This window comes from Trichocoleus sp. ST-U1 (assembly GCF_039961835.1).
GTDB lineage: Bacteria > Cyanobacteriota > Cyanobacteriia > Cyanobacteriales > FACHB-T130 > FACHB-T130.
The window spans coordinates 106376-122896 of record NZ_JAMPJZ010000005.1 but is presented as its reverse complement, the minus strand read 5'-3'; the positions used below and the strand labels follow the sequence as shown (position 1 = coordinate 122896).

The window sequence follows — 16521 nt, the reverse complement described above, 5'->3', positions numbered from 1 at the left end:
TTCATCCTTCACGGTCATGACCTCCACACCCTCCAAACTTCCTGTTTCGGTTCTGATTCCCGCTAAAAATGAACAAGCAAATCTGGCGGCTTGCCTGGAGAGTGTAGCCAGGGCTGATGAAGTGTTTGTCGTAGATTCCCAAAGTAGCGATCGCTCGATTGAAATTTCCGAAAGTTACGGCGCAAAAGTTGTCCAATTTCACTTCAACGGTCGCTGGCCTAAAAAGAAAAACTGGGCTTTGGACAATCTGCCTTTTAGTAACGAATGGGTGCTAATTGTTGATTGTGATGAGCGCATTACCCCCGAACTCTGGGATGAAATTGCAACTGCCATTCAGAATCCAGAATACGAAGGCTACTACCTGAACCGTAAAGTATTTTTCCTTGGCAAATGGATTCAACATGGCGGTAGGTATCCCGACTGGAACCTGCGTTTGTTTAAGCACAAAACAGGTCGCTACGAAAACTTGGGGACAGAAGAAATCCGCAACACAGGCGACAACGAAGTTCACGAACACGTCATTTTGCAAGGCAAAGCAGGCTATCTGAAAAACGATATGCTGCACATTGACTTTCGGGACGTATTCCACTGGTTGGAACGGCATAACCGCTACTCGAACTGGGAAGCCCGCGTTTATTTAAATATCCTGACTGGCAAAGACGAAAGCGGCACGATTGGCGCTAATTTGTTTGGGGATGCGGTACAGCGCAAGCGGTATCTCAAAAAAACTTGGGTGCGCCTTCCATTCAAACCGTTGATTCGGTTTATTTTGATTTACATTATTCAGCGAGGCTTTTTGGATGGGAAAGCTGGATACATCTATGCACGGTTGATGAGTCAATACGAGTATCAAATTGGCGTCAAACTTTATGAATTAATGGAGTTTGGCGGTCAGTTGAACGTAGCGGCTTCCTCCTCCGTGCCTCCCCAGTCCGTACCCCAGCCAGATTCATTAAAAGGAAGCGTGTAGGGTGTTGGAACCAGGCGAACAACCGCCAGCGATCGCGTCGGAATCTCTTGTTGATTTACGCCGTTACGACCAATCCTGGTTTGACAGAGGACGACCGGGTTGGTTTGTCTTGCTGTGGTGGTTGGTACAAGCGATCGCCTTTCCCTTAACTCCCCATCCCTCTAGCGGTATCCGCTGCTGGCTTTTGCGTCTGTTTGGGGCAAAAATCGGCAGCGGCTTAGTCATCCGACCAACCGCCCGCTTTACTTATCCCTGGAAAATCGAAATCGGAGATTATAGCTGGATTGGGGATGATGTCGTTTTATACAGCCTTGACCGCATTCAGATCGGTCAGCACTGCGTCATTTCCCAAAAAAGCTACCTCTGTACCGGCAGTCATGACATCCAAGACCCAGCTTTCAAGCTAATGACAGCCAGTATCACGATTGGCAACGGCGTCTGGATTGCCACAGATTGCTTTATTGCGCCTGGGGTTGAAATCGGAGCGAATTCTGTGATTGGGGCACGTAGCAGCGTTTTCGGTAACATTCCACCCCAGCAGGTCTGCTGGGGCAGTCCTTGCCGTCCCCACTACCCTAGAGAAATTAAAAATTAGAAATTAAAAGTGGTGGAAAGAATCCCTTTTCTTTAATTTTTAAGTTTGCATTTTTAATTATTCATTCATTCATATTCCGATAAGTAGCAACGGCTGACGGAGAGATTCGGTTTAAATACCGAAAAATCCAATACTTAAATATCGTGTCCAAAATGACGGGAAAGGTAGCAATAAATAGAAAGTTAAAATCTCTGTTTTCGGGTAAGCCTAAATGCCTTGCCGTTCCTTCCAGAATCACTTCCCAACCGTGAGGAGAGTGAAATCCTACAAAGATGTCAGTGAATAAGATAATAATAAAAGCTTTAGCACTGTCACTGAGGCCATAAACTACGTCATCTACAAAAGCTTTGAAAACTGCAATTTCTTTTTGGCTATTAAGCAGCAACAGGTAAAGAGATCCCGCTGCAATTAGATCGGCAAAAACATTTTTGATAGCGTTGGCACTTCTGTGACTATATTCCTCCCCAATTTTTAATGCCTTCTCTTTGACTTCTTCTTCTACTTCCTCCTTAGATAATTGAGGAGCTACACCGATTAAGCTTTTAAATTTTAGTAATTCTTCAAATCTTTGCAATTCCTGAAAAGCTTCTTCTTCCAGATCCACATTCAGGAAAATTTCAGTTTTGTTTGGCTCCCGGAAGCGATCGACAAGAGGTCCGACAAAGAAAGTTTTACTGACTTGTTGAGTTAATAAAGGAACTAAGATTAAAACTAAAATAAACCGAATAGAAATGATGGTTTTCGTTTGGGAAGTGCGAAAACTTTGAACAACTTCTTCTTCTGAATTGGGGTCAAAGTTTCTCTTGAGCCGATCTAGCGTACTCAAGATTGAGCGAGGCACAAAACTGGTTGTATCAGTCATTGTTTCAGCCTCCTCAGCCACTCGTTGGTCTGTAGGAAACAAAGGTGGTTGATTGACTAGATTTTTGGCTTCATTCCGGTCAACATTTCTCAAGTTCGCTTCTACAGATTTAGATTGGGCTACGGGTACTAAAGCTGATGAATAACGAGCCTTTTCGGGCTTGTATTTAGATAAAACATCATCAATAAATTTAAGCTTTTCTAAAGTTATGGCTTGTTTATCTTGAATTTCAAAATCTTCTCTTCTAAAATTTGGCGCTCCGGTCAGTTTTGTTTTTCTCGTTAAATCTGGATTAGAACGGGTCACTATTGAAGCGCTGGCCTGAAACTCTGCCAGCCCAAATTTAGCAGTTTTTAAGTGATTTCTAAGTTTTGTCTCAAAATAAGACATGGCATTTTCACGGTATTTTTGGCAATCTTGGGAGATTTTTTTACCATCAAAATGCTCATCTTCCAAAGCCTTAATCATTAAGGCTGCCTTATATGCTCGATCCAAGGCTCTCTCTGGGGTGTCTGAAAACCACTGGTTGGCAGTTCCTAAGTAAGATTGGAGCTGTGACAAGAAAGATAGTTTCATAATAGAAACCGAACGATTACACAAGTATCACTCAGCGTTTAGCAATGTTAACGCAATCGCAGACCATCTGGATCGTCGGGCCGGCTCGCAGTGGAAAGACAACTCGCCTTGTAAACCTGTTTTGCCAGTGGGTTGAACGGGGATCTCAACCGCGAGGTTGGCGTCGGAAGGCGGGAAGGCGGGAGCAGGCACCGACAATTTTAGTCTTTGCGGCTAATGATGATAATCGGAGCGAATTAGCTGACCGCTTGGCTACAGCAACACAGGGGCGGTATCCGATTCAATCTAAAACGCCTTTGGGTTTCTTTCAGGATGAGGCGATCTTATTTTGGCCTTTATTGATTCAGCGGTTGAATCTTAGGGCACAATTTCCAGTTAGACTGCGCCCAGAAACTGAGCAGGAGTTAGCCACCCGGTTGTGGCGTCCGGAGTTGGATAATGGTAGCCTTCAGTTTTTGGGGGTGAGCGAGTCTCGTTCGGTGCGTCGCGTTCTGGACTTGTTGCAGCTGTGCGCGATCGCAGGACGACCTATTGAGGAAATTCCCAGTCTTCTCGAACAAGGTTTTGCAGATCAACAAGGGTTTGCCAGGGACGACGATCCGGTAGTGGAGCGCCCGGACTGGGAGAAAATCGGAAAATTGCTGATTGATTGGCGGCAATGGTGTTTAGACCGGGGATTGCTGACCTATGGGATTATTTGCGAACTTTATTGGCGTTATCTACTGCCAGACGAAGCTTATCAGCAGCACTTGATTTGCCGGTATCAGGGAGTACTGGCGGATAATGTGGATGATTATCCAGCGATCGCCTGCGATCTATTCAACTTCCTTTTAGATAAAGGAGCAGCCGGAGCCTTTACCTATAATCCGGATGGGGCAGTGCGACTCGGTTTGAACGCCGATCCAAATTATCTAGCCAGTCTAGAGTGGCGCTGTCAGGTAGAAACTTTGAGCCAGGAACCGAGCAGTGTGGCGGCACTTTACGGAAAGCCGGTGGTGGAAGCGGTGAGCGACCCCATGTTTCTGTTGACCTTACCAGAGTCGGTACAGTTGATTCAAACCACATCCCGCGCTCAGTTGTTGCGAGAAACCGCTTTAGCGATCGCAAAGGCGATACACAGCGGGCAGGTGCAACCTCAGGAAGTGGCAGTGATTGCCCCTGGTTTGGATGCGATCGCCCGCTATACCTTAATCGAAATCCTCAGCAGCCAGGAGATCCCCGTCCAAACCTTGAGCGAACAGCGCCCCCTGAATGCTTCCCCGACGATCCGGGCGCTGCTGACGCTGCTGGCGCTCGTTTATCCAGGCTTGGGGCGTCTGGTAGACCGGGATTCCGTGGCGGAAATGCTGGTGGTACTGAGTCAGGAGTCCGGATTCAGGAGTCCGGAGTCAGGAGGTAGCACCCATTCATCCCCGATCGTTCATCCTTCATCCTTCAAGATTGACCCAGTCAGGGCGGGTTTATTAGCCGATTACTGCTATTCCCCCGATCCAGAGCAACCCCGGTTGCTGCCGGTGACGTATTTCCCCCGCTGGGATCGGCTAGGGCACTCAGCCTGTGCTGCTTATGAAGAGATTTTGCAGTGGCTAGAAGTGCAACGAGGTCAGCTGGAACAGCGTCTGATTCCCAACTGCGTCGCCCTGCTTGACCGGGCAATTCAGCAGTTTTTGTGGAAAGGCAGCAATCTCCCCTACGACCAGCTAGCCGCCTTACGCGAACTGATGGAAACCGCCCAACACTACTGGGAAGTTGATGGACGGTTGCGGCAGAGCGATCGCATTGAAACCCCAGATCACACCACCATCGAGCGGTTTATCTGCTTGTTGCGTCGCGGCACCGTCACCGCTAACCCTTACCCCGTGCGCCCCCTCGGTCTTGACCGTCACGCCGTGACTTTGGCAACCATCTTCCAATATCGGGCAGCTCGTCGCTTTCACCGATGGCAATTTTGGCTGGATGCCGGTTCGCACCTCTGGTCAAAAGGCGGTGCTGCCACTCTCTACGGTGCCCCTTTGTTTCTCAAGGATTGGTCGGGAGAGGCGCTAACCGAAGAAGATACCCAAGAAGCAGATGAGCAAAGACTGCGGCGGATTTTGCTGGATTTACTGGGGCGAGTGGGGGAGCGAATTTATCTGTGCCATAGCGATTTGGCGACCAATGGACAGGAGCAAACTGGCCCGTTATTGTCCTTAGTCAATGCTTCAATTCCTTTGAACCCTGATTATGCACTCAGCTAACCACGCGATCTTGGCGAGGTTTTTAGAGGGCATGGAGAAAAAGGGTGAGTATCCAGATATATGCCCAAGCCATCGGTATCCCGATAAATAATCCCGCGATCGCCCAGCCTCTTTGATGGGCTTTGAATTGTTCAATACTCCGCCATTTTTTACTTTTCCAAGCCCATTCATTGCCCTTAGAACCGAGGGCGAACCCCATCAACCAACCGACACTCGGTATCCAGGCTAAAAGTCCAATCCAAACATGATTGCTCAAAGGCCATAGATAAGGCATCAGAAATGCGCCCCAATTCCAACCTTTGATTTCATCAGGTACTGGTACTGTCTCATCCAATAAACCGCCTTGCCCAGAATTATTGACCAGGGTTGGTTGCTTTGAAGGTTGGATACCCGTTGAAGTTTTAATCCTTGTTCCTTCTTTAAGCGCTTTCAGGGCAGATTTTGCACTCGCGAACCGTTCCTCTGGAGCTGGTTCTGTTAACTTTTGAATCCAGCTAATGAATGGGGGACTGATGCTCACCTGTTCAGAAAATTGAATCCGCAAGTTCCGAGAAGGCAAATCTGCCGGTGCCGTACCTGTCAACAAATGAATTAAAGTGGCTCCCAGGGAATACAAGTCTGAAGCTGGAACAGACCTTCCGCCAAATTGTTCCATCGGCGCATAGCCGTAAGTTCCGACGACAGTAAAGGTAGCTCCCTCTTTCGCGGCTTTATCTTGCACCGCTCCAAAATCAACCAAATATACCTTGTCGTCATCACCCCAAATTAAATTGCTCGGTTTGATGTCTCGGTGTAGGACTGGGGGACTCAGCTCGTGTAGATAAATCAGAATATTCAGAATTTCCGAGGCAATCTTACGGACTTCCTTTTCAGTGAACTTTTTCCCTTGTACGAGTAATTCCTTCAGAGAGGTACCGGGGATGTGTTCTTGGACTAACCCGAACCAAAGCGATCGCTCATCGATACAAAAATCATCCCCATATTTAGGAATTCGGGGATGATTCAACTGCTTAAGGATTTGTGCTTCTCGCTCAAACAGTTTGAGATCGTCCCACTGTACCTCGCCGCCAAATGCGAGGAGTTTGACAACGACTAAATTTTTTTCTTCAGTTTCAATATCCGTCGCTAACCAAGTTTGTCGTCCCGCATTTTGTCCCAATCTTTGTTTGAGTTGATAACGCCCCTGTAATATCTGTTCGGCTTGCAGCATTATTCGTTATTTTCCGTAGAAAGCTGAGATGAGGGATTTAGAAACTTAGTATTTGCCTTCACGTATACTGATAATTCGGTTTTTCATCTTGTCACAGCGCCCTTATCTACCTTCCTATCTGCTCTTTTGGTATCTCTAGTGTGCCCGCAGGACAGGCTGGTTTGCCATTGTTATAAATTGGCTCTGGTAGTTTGGTAGCACCAACAGCATTAGATTCACACAAAATTGCTATTGTTTTCATCTTGCCCTTAACAGCATCTGAGGATTTTGCAGGTACTATAAACACACCTCCAACATAGCTTTTGTTATTACGATGGGGTATTGCGTAGTTAAATGCAGCTTTACTCGCCACCATACGAGTTGCATATTCGTAATTTCCTTTCTTATTTTCAACGCCAACCCCTAGTTTTTCAACCGAATCAGAAAAGTCATTTTTTTCTATAAAATAAGCTTGCTGACCCCGATTCATCGCCCCAACAGATTGTTTCGCTTCTGAGTTTTCAATTTTGGCCCGCTTGGCAAAAAAACTTGGCAGAGCAATAGCCGCAATGAGAGCCATAAAAGTAAATAATGGCAGCACAGTTAAAAGAACTAAACGACCATAACGAACCGAATTGCCCTTTGACGGAGCCTCTGTTTCGCTATTGGAGCTTTTAAAATTTTCCACTTGTTGCAGAGCTTCAAGTGCCTCGCGCGCCGTGGTAAATCGTTTTTCTGGAGCTGGCTCTATAAGCTTCTCAATCCAACTGCTGAAATGAGGATTGAGGCGAACTTTATCGGTAAATTGAATCCGCATCTGATGCTGCGGTAACTCAGAAGGCGGCGTTCCAGTTAACAAGTGGATTAGGGTGGCTCCTAGTGCGTAAAGGTCGGATGATGGAACTGCACGTCCCCACAACTGTTCTGGTGGCGCATAGCCACTGGTTCCCACCACAGTAAAGGTGACACCTTCTGCCTTTGCACGGTCTTGAACCGCACCAAAATCAACCAAATAAAACTGCCGATCTTCCCCCAAAATTATGTTGCTAGGTTTAATGTCTCGATGTAATACAGGTGGACTTAATTCGTGCAGATAAATTAGAATTTCTAGGATGTCCGTGGCAACATAGCGTACCTGCTCTGGTGTAAATTTTTTGCCTTGATCTAATAGCTGACGCAGGGAATTGCCGGGAATGTAATCTTGCACTAATCCAAACCAAGGTAAGCCGCCGCCTGCCTGTTCACCGAGAGAAAAATAATCTTGATAGGTCGGAATTCTGGGATGGTTTAAGTTTTTCAAAACTTGAGCTTCCCGTTCAAACAGCTTGAGTTCCTCCCACTGCATTTGAGGGCTGAAAGCTAGCAATTTGACAATTACCGATTCGCTGGGTTCTGCTTCTAAATCTTCTGCCAGCCAGGTTTGACGCCCTGCATTTTGTCCCAGTTGTTGTGTGAGGTGATAACGCCCCTGTAATATCTTTTCTGCTTGCAGCATGATAATTTTACTTAGTTAGTTACTAATTGAAGGATTGAAGGATTACGAATACCTAGTTTGGGATGGTCCTTGGTCATTCGCTCCTATCTCAGCCAGTCTTGGATCTGTCGAGCTATCCAGTTACATTCAGGTTCAGTCAGGTTCTGAGCGAAACAGTATTTCAGCAATCCAGTTTCGAGAGCGACTCCTTCTAAAGGAATTGCTTCAACATTTTTGATGCTGGAAATTTTCCCCCGATGGCTAAGATATTTCAACCCAAACAATTCCCTTTTAATTACAAAGTTATCTTGATAGAATTCGATGCAATAATCTCCCCAATAGTTGAGTATGGGCCATTTCAAATCGGCGGGAATTTTCCACAATTCATTGTGTAGGCTCATCCATAGCCGACCCAAAATAAGTGTTAATAGAATGGAGAAAATGAACAAAAACATCGTAGGAAGCGATGACAACAGGGAGAGGAGCATATAAAATATTGAGAAAGCCAGCGATAACAGCACCAAACCCAGCAAAAATAGAGCGATTATGGAGGTCGCTACTAGCATTAATTTCCCTGTAAAGGCGAGAATGTCTTTAACTAACAAGATTCCCCGCCCAGGAATTTTAATTTTTAACTGAGTAGAAGACTTCCAAAGCTGAACGCGACTGCCAGCAGGCTGACGGATTTGTTGCAGGAGAGCGTTGAGAGAACGATTGGCTTTAAGGTCTTCTAGTGCTTGACGGGCAGTGCGATATCGTTGCTCTAAATCGGGTTCGGCGATCGCTTCAATCCACCGGACAAAATTGGAGTTAAGGCTAACCCTGTCGCTAAAGTGAATCCGTAAATTCTTTTGGGGCAAATCTGCCGGGGCGATGCCGGTTAACAAATGGATCAAAGTTGCCCCCAGCGCATACAAGTCGGATGCCGGAACTGCCTTTCCCCAAAATTGCTCTAGCGGCGCATAGCCAGTCGTTCCCACCACAGTGAAGGTGACTCCCTCCGCCACGGCAGAATCTTGAACTGCGCCGAAATCCACCAGATAAATTTGTTCATCTTCTCCCCAAATCAAGTTGCTAGGCTTGATGTCGCGGTGCAGCAACGGCGGGCTTAACTCGTGCAGATAGATAAGAATATTCAGCACCTCGGTGGCAATCTGCCGCACCTGGGCTTCGGTAAAGCGTTTGCCCTGTTTCAATAATTCTTGCAGGGAGGCACCGGGAATGTATTCTTGCACCAATCCAAACCAGCACAAACCAGCGCCAATCTGCTTATCGAGAGAAAAATAATCTCGATATTGGGGAATTTTGGGGTAATCGAGATTTTTCAGAACTTGCGCTTCGCGCTCAAATAGCTTGAATTCGTCCCACTGCATCTGGGGGCTGAAGGCTAGCAGTTTGACGATGACTTGTTGTGGCGGTGATGCCTCAATGTCAGTTGCTAGCCAGGTTTGACGCCCAGCATTTTGTCCTAATTTCGCTTGAAGTTGATAACGCCCTTGCAATACCTGCTGTGCTTGCAGCATCTCGCCCTTGGTTCCTTAGCGCCGTATGTACTCCAATTTAGCTAGCGATCGCTCTAAGCGCTACCGTTTCGCTACCACCCCGTCAGGTGTCCACTCTATTTCACTTAATACTGAATACAAGCGATCGCCCTCTCTTTCCCAACAAACGCGATCGCTCTGTTGAGGACGGCAGCGAAGCAATATACCCCAAAAAGCGTAGAGACGCGATTAATCGCGTCTCTACAAGAATTTTATTTGTTTACTCTTAGAACTTAGGCATCATTCAACGCCGCAATACCAGGAAGTTCCTTCCCTTCCAGCAACTCCAGACTAGCGCCACCGCCAGTCGAGATGTGGCTCATTTGTTCGCCCAAGTTCAACTGTTCCACGGCTGCCACCGAGTCGCCACCGCCGATAATGGTAGTCGTCCCGCTCTTAGTGAGATCCGCCAGAGTCCGCGCGATCGCTTCCGTTCCCTTGGCAAATTGCGGAAACTCGAATACTCCCATCGGACCATTCCAGATTACCGTCTTGCAATCAGCAAGCGATTCCTGGAAGAATTTCACCGAGTCAGGACCAATATCCAAACCCATCCAACCATCGGGAATGGCGTCAATGCTAACCGTTTGAGCATTGGCATCAGCAGCAAAATTATCTGCAAGGATGACATCTGTCGGCAATAGCAGTTGAACACCACGCTCTTTCGCCTTCGCTTCCAAAGACTTCGCCAGTTCTAACTTATCTTCTTCCACCAGCGACTTCCCGACACTTAGCCCACGAGCCTTGTAGAAGGTAAAAATCATGCCGCCGCCCAGGATCAGCTTATCGCACTTATCCAGCAGCGTTTCGATGACACCAATCTTGCTAGAAACCTTGGAACCCCCGATAATTGCTGCCAAAGGACGCTGAGGACTTTCAATCGCGCTTTGCAGATACTGGAGTTCCTTTTCAATCAAGTACCCCGCCACCGATGGGCTGAGATACTTGGTTACACCTTCTGTAGAAGCATGAGCGCGGTGAGCTGTTCCAAACGCATCATTCACATATAAATCGGCAACTGAAGCCAGTTTTTTAGCGAATTCTGGGTCATTCTTCTCTTCTTCCGGGTAGAAGCGGACATTTTCCAGCAGTAGCACGTCGCCATTTTGCATCGCCCCCACCTTGGCAGCGACATCATCACCGATACAGTCGTCAGTCTTGACAACTTCTTTACCCAACAATTCAGACAGGCGCTTTGCCACCGGCGTCAGGCGGTATTTATCATCGACACCTTTGGGACGCCCAAAGTGACTAGACAGAATTACCTTAGCGCCTTTGGAAGTTAAATCCTGAATTGTCGGCAGAGCTGCCCGAATGCGAGTATCGTCAGTAATGTTGCCATTGTCCAGCGGTACATTAAAATCCGCCCGTACCAGTACCCTTTTGCCGGATAAATCGGATGCCGATAAATTTGCTACAGTTTTCTTGGACACAGCGTAAACCTCCTAATTGCGTCTTTTTATACTCTTCACTAGCAACCGCGTGTCACTGGTCGTTTGCCCTTTTCCCTCAAAAGCTAGATAGACCAAACCAAATGCAGGGGTAAGGTTATTTCTAGCTCTCTAGCCGTCCACATTTTACAAGAGTTGGGGTTTCTACAGGAGCGTGCCATGTTCAAGACTGTTCTGTTTCCTGTCGATCAAAGTCGAGAAGCGCGCGAAGCGGCTGATGTCGTTGTGAATGTTGTGCAAAAGTATGGTAGTAAATTAATTTTGCTTTCGGTGGTAGAAGAACCCAGCCCAGAGCCAGAGGTGTCGCCGCTCAATTCAGATGCTGCAATGACATCGCCAGAAGCAGTCGCCGAACTGCTCAAAACAGCTCAAAATCTATTTGCCGATCAAGGCATCCAGTCTCAAACGATTGAGCGTCAAGGCAAACCAGCTTTTACCATCTGCGATGTTGCTGACGAAATTGACGCCGATTTAATTGTGATGGGCTGTCGAGGGCTGGGTTTGACTGAAGAAGGCATGACTGACAGCGTCACGAACCGGGTAATTAATTTATCTCCTTGTCCGGTATTGATTGTTCCTTAGTCAAAGTTTAGATTTTGGATTTTGGATTTTAGATTCAATCTAAAATCTAAAATCTAAAATCTAAAATCTAAAATCTTATGACGACTCCTTCAATTCAGTGGTATCCCGGACACATTGCCAAGGCTGAGAAAGCGCTTAAAGAACAGCTCAAGCGTGTGGATGTGGTGTTGGAAGTGCGAGACGCCCGAATTCCCATCTCTACGCACCATCCCCGCGTGCCAGAGTGGATAGGCGGCAAGGCAAAGGTATTGGTACTTAACCGCACGGATATGATTTCTCCCGCAGTCCGGCAACTGTGGACTGAGTGGTTTAGGGATCGGGGGGAAACGCCATACTTCACAGATGCCCAGCATGGGAAGGGTGTTGCAGCAGTGGCACAGGCGGCGCAGGCAGCGGGTGTAGAGATGAATCAACGAAGAAGCGATCGCGGGATGCTTCCTCGTCCAGTCCGTGCCGTTGCGATTGGGTTTCCCAATGTCGGTAAATCGGCGCTCATTAATCGTTTATTAGGAAAGCGGGTGGTAGAAAGCGCACGTCGTGCCGGTGTAACGCGCCAGCTGCGCTGGATACGCATTTCCGATGAGATTGAACTTTTAGATGCCCCTGGCGTTTTGCCTTCCAAATTAGAAAATCAGCCTGCTGCCTTCAAGTTGGCGATTTGTGATGATATTGGTGAGGCGTCTTACGACAATCAACGAGTGGCATCTGCGTTAGTCGATTTGCTCAAAACGCTCAACGCCCCCGATGCCGATTTATTTCTATTGAAGTCTTTACAGTCTCGCTACGGAGTAGATCCCACTTCGTTCGCAGGCGACGAATATCTACAAGCTGTGGCAGATGAACGTCATAAAGGCGATGTAGAGCGCACAGCACGACAGCTATTAAATGATTTTCGCACGGGTTTATTAGGTGCGATTCCCCTAGAATTGCCGCCAGTCTGAATAGCAAAAGCTCCGGACAATTAAATGTCTTGGAGTAAGAACTATTCCTATTTAGAAGGACAGGTGTTTTTTGTCCGACCCTTCCAAATCCAACCGGAGACTGGAGAATTAATTTCTATCCAGCCACCTTCTTCTTTTCCAGTGACAGAGACTTTGGTTCCTGCTTTCACAACATCCCCTGTTTTCTTTCGTCCATCCACAGAGCGGACATTGGATGAACTAAGAACAACAACACAAGTGTTTTTCACTTCATTTTTAGCTGGCGCAGTAATTTGATTTTTAGCCGTTTCAGGAGAGGACGGGACTTGACGACTTGCAAAAATTACCCCAATTGCAATGACAAAGATAGCAGTGCCTGCTCCAATTAACAGCGGCAATTTGTTAGGAGATTTAATTCCCGAATCCAGGCTAGACGGCGAACTAATCGGAGCTGGGGCGGGATTTCCAGGCGCAATTGTCACCGTGTTCTGCGTGGGGGGAGCGGTTGGTGGCGTTGCTTCATCAACGGCGCTAGCCGGAGAATCCACTGTCTTTTCCGATGAATTGCCTGTAGCAATGGTTACGGTATTCTCTGTAGGGGGCGCGATCGCCGGGGTGGAAATAGGAGCAGGGGCGTTATTGGGCGAGACGTGGGGATTGGTGCGTTCTTGGAGCGAGCGCAGTGCCTTATTTGCCGACACAGAACCGTCTTTCCAGTAACCGCGCACCTTCTGTCCCAAGACTGCGGCGATCGCTGCCGGGGAATTCGGATGGGTTAGGGAAGCAAGCGATCGCAATGCCTCGGTTGCTGACTGGTAGCGGAATTTGAAGTAGTGGCGTACCATCTGGCTCAGGACAGCGGCTAACCCATCGCTAACTTGAGCCAAGTGCCGCCAGAGAATCTCCCCGCTGTCGGGATCTTCTGCTAATTGCCTGGGATTCAGCCCGGTCAAGGCTTGGATACCAATCATGCCCAGTGCGTAAAGATCGCTGCTAGGGCGGGGTCTGCCTTGTCCCTGTTCGCTAGGCATATAGCCTGGGGTACCAATCGCAACCGTCTCATTCATCCCTTCTTGAGCGATGACGGATTGCATCTGCACCTGTTTGACGGCACCAAAATCTACCAAAACTAACTTCTTATCGGAAGAACGGCGAATTAAATTATCCGGTTTGAGATCCCGATGAATCACCCCGTTCTCGTGTACAAATTCCAGAATAGATAATACTTCAGACAGCAGTTGAATCACCTGACTTTCGCTCCACTGCTGTCCTGGTGGCAGTTCTACACTTAGAGGCTGTCCGTCGATAAATTCCTGCACTAAGTAAAACTCTTCCTGCTCCTCAAAGTAAGCTAACAGCCGGGGAATTTGGTCGTGGTTCCCCAACTTTTCCAGAGTTTCGGCTTCGCTATTAAACAGGCGTCTCGCTGTTTGTAAAAATTCGGGATTGCTAGTGGCGGGTTTGAGGTGTTTAACAACGCAGGTAGGGTTCCCAGGTCGGCGAGTGTCTTGGGCAATGTAAGTATGACCAAATCCACCTTGGCCTAGCGCCTGGATCACCTGGTAGCGCTGGTCTAGTAATATGCCTATCATGGTGTCGCTGCCCTGAGCTGAGGTAAACCGTTTAACATAATTGAGTTTTTCCAAAAAGGAAGCAGTGTTTTCCGGATGTTTCATCAGATATGCACGGATTGCATATCTGATGAAAGAGCTACCCCCTTTCAGGGAATCGCTCTCTCCCGCCGCACTCTTGATTGACTGCGTATGAAAACCGCACTTTCGCGTCTTCTCTGGTGCCCAGTTGTCAAGGCTTCGACGGTCTCGCTAAAACCTCGACCTGACATCGGGAACCAGCGAATACTATGATACTGTTGTTCAAGGAATGAGGGGTATGACCCCCCATTTATATAAGGTAAGGCTGAAGGGCGCAGAGGCATTAACGCTAAAACTCAAACGATTTGCCGATTAAGCTGCCCTAAGCGTGTAGCTTGGGCAGGGTTGCATAAATGCCTTTGAGAATGCCATAACCTTGAGGGGAAGTGAGGGAAACCAATCAAAAGCCCCTTACTTTGCTGAGTTTTTGCACGCCTCGTTCGCTTCGCTTCAAAAAGGGATAGGAGTCATGGCTGAACTCAATCTGCGTCTACGAGAGGGAGATACAGAAAGAACGATTACGGTGAATCGGGATGAATTTACGATCGGTCGTTTGCCAGAATGCAACTTGCATTTGCCTTTCGAGGGAATTTCCCGGTGTCATGCCCGCTTTTTGAAAACGCCTTCTGGGGCGTGGACAATTGAGGATATGGGCAGCAAAAACGGAACGCGATTGAATGAACGCCCTGTCATCTCGCCTCAACAGGTAAATCACGGCGATATTCTTTGGCTGGGAGATATTAGCCTGAATATTCTTTTGAGCCATCCTGCTCAACCCCATCTAACACAGCTGGTGGAACCCGTGGCTCAAGGAACCACCATCTTTCGCAATGTTCAAGAGCTGCAACAGCAGTGGATACAAGCGGAAGGGACGCTAGACGTAGTTAGCAATAAGGAAAAAGCGATCGCTCGGCTCAAAGATTTAGTGAATATCGCCAAGAATTTGAGCGCAGCTGAATCGATCGAAGCAATTTTCTACCAGGTGCAGGAAGTCGTTTTCCGCGAACTTCAAAGCATTGAGCGCTTGGCATTGTTAATTGATGTAGAGGGTTCCGGCAAACTGGAATTGCTGAATGCCGCCGCTAGAGATATTTTGGAACAACAGAATCTAACGGCAAATGGCAGTTGGATTAGCCGCACCATTTGTCAAAAGGTATTTGCCGAGAAAGTCGCAATTCAAACCGCTGATGCCCAGATGGATAAAAGGTTTGAGGGGCAACAGAGCATTTTAGTCAAAGGGATCAAGAGCGCGATCGCCGTCCCGCTTTGGGATGAAAATAAAGTAGTCGGTGTTCTTTATGCCGATGCTCATCTTTCCTCTAGCCATTGGACGAAAGGAGGCGAGGAAGACCTCAGCTTTTTTTCGGCTTTAGCAAATCTGGTCGCATCCGCAGTCCAACGTTGGCTGTTAACGCGGAAACTGAGAAACGAAGAAACCATTCGGACTCGACTAGAGCGCTATCACTCCCCTGCCGTTGTACAGCACATTATGACCCTGGGGGCCTTAGACAACGGTCGTCTCACGCCTGCCGAGGTTGATATCAGCATTCTCTTTGCCGATATTGTTGGCTTCACTGCCCTTTCGGAACGGTTGAGTCCTACAGAAATTGCCCAATTACTCAATGATTTCTTCGAGGAAATGCTACAGGAGGTTTTTACCGCTGGAGGAACGTTAGACAAGTATATTGGAGACTGCATCATGGCATTTTTTGGCGCTCCGGAACCTCAACTGGATCATGCCGACCGAGCTTTCGCCGCCGCCAAGGGAATGCTGACTCGTCTAGAGAAATTAAATGCCGCTCGAGTCTGGCGCGAACCGCTGCAAATTCGGGTTGCTATCAATAGTGGCAGAGCCGTGATTGGAGATGTCGGTAGCTCTCAAAGAGTAGACTATACCGCTTTAGGAGCAACGATTAATTTAGCCTCCCGCATGGAAGGAATCTGCCCCCCCGGTGAATGTGTCGTTAGTGAAGCCACGTATTCATTGCTGAAGCGATCCCAAGACTTGCAGACGGTAGGAGAACACCATTTCAAAGGCATAGACCGACCTGTCAGAGTTTATCAAACCAAGCGGCATTAAAGTGCTGGCTCCCCTCTGAGTTTTAGTGGAGCGAAAGGGCGGATTTTGAGTTTTCGGCTAAGACCAAGCCAAACCCTTTCTCGACGACGAAATCGAGGAGTTTATCGCTTCTCCTCACCAGCCCAAAAAATTTATTCCTCACCTTCCCCGTATCGGGGTGGGTTAGCCAGAGGTGGCAAGAGGTTGAGCAGAAGGTTAACCAAAAAGGTGCTGGGTGCGATTTCCCGGTCGTTGCGACCTATGGCAACACAGCGTATCATCTGTCGAAGGATTTCGTCAGAGTTAAGATGGTGGCAGTAATTGCCGGGAAAACGCATATATTTGTGGGTGCTTTCTTTGACTATTGCTTTGTCCAGGAGTTTTAGCAAGCCTTGTTCGCCTTGGTTCAAGGA

The 16521-nt window shown here is 47.8% G+C and carries 14 protein-coding genes; 7 read left to right on the top strand and 7 right to left on the bottom strand.

Annotated features, from left to right (window positions below; genetic code table 11):
* The first annotated feature begins 16 nt into the window (after positions 1-16).
* Positions 17-970, top strand: coding sequence for a glycosyltransferase family 2 protein (locus tag NDA06_RS03855; RefSeq protein WP_190689064.1), 954 nt, complete (start codon positions 17-19; stop codon positions 968-970).
* A 1-nt stretch (position 971) separates the two neighbouring features.
* Positions 972-1565: a hormogonium polysaccharide biosynthesis acetyltransferase HpsU gene (hpsU, locus tag NDA06_RS03850; protein ID WP_339380476.1), complete on the top strand. Its 594-nt coding sequence runs from the start codon at positions 972-974 to the stop codon at positions 1563-1565.
* Between the two features lie 61 nt (positions 1566-1626).
* Here hpsU and NDA06_RS03845 read toward each other — a convergent pair whose 3' ends face one another.
* The gene (locus NDA06_RS03845) at positions 1627-3003 is read right to left on the bottom strand and encodes a proton extrusion protein PcxA (protein ID WP_190986400.1); all 1377 of its coding nucleotides are present in this window, start codon (positions 3001-3003) and stop codon (positions 1627-1629) included.
* A gap of 44 nt (positions 3004-3047) precedes the next feature.
* On the opposite strand from NDA06_RS03845, the gene NDA06_RS03840 reads away from it, so the two are divergent.
* The gene (locus tag NDA06_RS03840; protein ID WP_190986399.1) at positions 3048-5240 is read left to right on the top strand and encodes a recombinase family protein; all 2193 of its coding nucleotides are present in this window, start codon (positions 3048-3050) and stop codon (positions 5238-5240) included.
* A gap of 22 nt (positions 5241-5262) precedes the next feature.
* Here NDA06_RS03840 and NDA06_RS03835 read toward each other — a convergent pair whose 3' ends face one another.
* From NDA06_RS03835 to NDA06_RS03825, 3 genes are all read right to left on the bottom strand, one after another.
* A complete protein-coding gene (locus tag NDA06_RS03835) occupies positions 5263-6450 on the bottom strand; it encodes a serine/threonine-protein kinase (protein WP_190986398.1) in 1188 nt (395 codons plus the stop codon).
* Between the two features lie 106 nt (positions 6451-6556).
* Complete coding sequence (locus NDA06_RS03830; RefSeq protein ID WP_190986397.1) at positions 6557-7924, bottom strand: type IV pilin-like G/H family protein; 1368 nt, start codon at positions 7922-7924, stop codon at positions 6557-6559.
* Positions 7925-8007: 83 nt separating this feature from the next.
* Entirely contained in the window at positions 8008-9426 is a 1419-nt protein-coding gene (locus NDA06_RS03825; protein ID WP_190986396.1) for a serine/threonine-protein kinase, read from the bottom strand.
* A gap of 25 nt (positions 9427-9451) precedes the next feature.
* Here NDA06_RS03825 and NDA06_RS03820 point away from each other — a divergent pair, with 25 nt between their 5' ends.
* Complete coding sequence (locus tag NDA06_RS03820; protein ID WP_190414378.1) at positions 9452-9589, top strand: hypothetical protein; 138 nt, start codon at positions 9452-9454, stop codon at positions 9587-9589.
* Positions 9590-9677: 88 nt separating this feature from the next.
* Here the strand turns inward: NDA06_RS03820 and NDA06_RS03815 are convergent, their stop codons facing one another.
* Positions 9678-10877 carry a phosphoglycerate kinase gene (locus NDA06_RS03815; protein WP_190986395.1) on the bottom strand — a complete coding sequence of 400 codons (1200 nt, stop codon included), beginning with the start codon at positions 10875-10877 and terminating at the stop codon, positions 9678-9680.
* 177 nt (positions 10878-11054) lie between these two features.
* Between NDA06_RS03815 and NDA06_RS03810 the strand changes: the two genes are divergently transcribed.
* Positions 11055-11477: a universal stress protein gene (locus NDA06_RS03810; RefSeq protein ID WP_190414380.1), complete on the top strand. Its 423-nt coding sequence runs from the start codon at positions 11055-11057 to the stop codon at positions 11475-11477.
* Between the two features lie 77 nt (positions 11478-11554).
* Positions 11555-12418, top strand: a complete 864-nt coding sequence (gene ylqF / locus NDA06_RS03805; protein ID WP_190433307.1) for a ribosome biogenesis GTPase YlqF — start codon at positions 11555-11557, stop codon at positions 12416-12418.
* Positions 12419-12465: 47 nt separating this feature from the next.
* Here ylqF and NDA06_RS03800 read toward each other — a convergent pair whose 3' ends face one another.
* Positions 12466-13989, bottom strand: coding sequence for a protein kinase (locus NDA06_RS03800; protein WP_190986404.1), 1524 nt, complete (start codon positions 13987-13989; stop codon positions 12466-12468).
* Between the two features lie 529 nt (positions 13990-14518).
* On the opposite strand from NDA06_RS03800, the gene NDA06_RS03795 reads away from it, so the two are divergent.
* Positions 14519-16129 carry an adenylate/guanylate cyclase domain-containing protein gene (locus NDA06_RS03795; RefSeq protein ID WP_190986394.1) on the top strand — a complete coding sequence of 537 codons (1611 nt, stop codon included), beginning with the start codon at positions 14519-14521 and terminating at the stop codon, positions 16127-16129.
* Positions 16130-16260: 131 nt separating this feature from the next.
* Here NDA06_RS03795 and NDA06_RS03790 read toward each other — a convergent pair whose 3' ends face one another.
* Positions 16261-16518: a hypothetical protein gene (locus NDA06_RS03790; protein ID WP_348251681.1), complete on the bottom strand. Its 258-nt coding sequence runs from the start codon at positions 16516-16518 to the stop codon at positions 16261-16263.
* Between the last annotated feature and the right edge of the window lie 3 nt (positions 16519-16521).

Coding starts and splice junctions, on each gene's coding strand:
- NDA06_RS03855 (WP_190689064.1), top strand. CDS start 17: ATGACCTCCACACCCTCCAAACTTCCTGTTTCGGTTCTGATTCCCGCT.
- NDA06_RS03845 (WP_190986400.1), bottom strand. CDS start 3,003: ATGAAACTATCTTTCTTGTCACAGCTCCAATCTTACTTAGGAACTGCC.
- NDA06_RS03840 (WP_190986399.1), top strand. CDS start 3,048: ATGTTAACGCAATCGCAGACCATCTGGATCGTCGGGCCGGCTCGCAGT.
- NDA06_RS03835 (WP_190986398.1), bottom strand. CDS start 6,450: ATGCTGCAAGCCGAACAGATATTACAGGGGCGTTATCAACTCAAACAA.
- NDA06_RS03830 (WP_190986397.1), bottom strand. CDS start 7,924: ATGCTGCAAGCAGAAAAGATATTACAGGGGCGTTATCACCTCACACAA.
- NDA06_RS03825 (WP_190986396.1), bottom strand. CDS start 9,426: ATGCTGCAAGCACAGCAGGTATTGCAAGGGCGTTATCAACTTCAAGCG.
- NDA06_RS03820 (WP_190414378.1), top strand. CDS start 9,452: ATGTACTCCAATTTAGCTAGCGATCGCTCTAAGCGCTACCGTTTCGCT.
- NDA06_RS03810 (WP_190414380.1), top strand. CDS start 11,055: ATGTTCAAGACTGTTCTGTTTCCTGTCGATCAAAGTCGAGAAGCGCGC.
- ylqF (WP_190433307.1), top strand. CDS start 11,555: ATGACGACTCCTTCAATTCAGTGGTATCCCGGACACATTGCCAAGGCT.
- NDA06_RS03800 (WP_190986404.1), bottom strand. CDS start 13,989: ATGATAGGCATATTACTAGACCAGCGCTACCAGGTGATCCAGGCGCTA.
- NDA06_RS03795 (WP_190986394.1), top strand. CDS start 14,519: ATGGCTGAACTCAATCTGCGTCTACGAGAGGGAGATACAGAAAGAACG.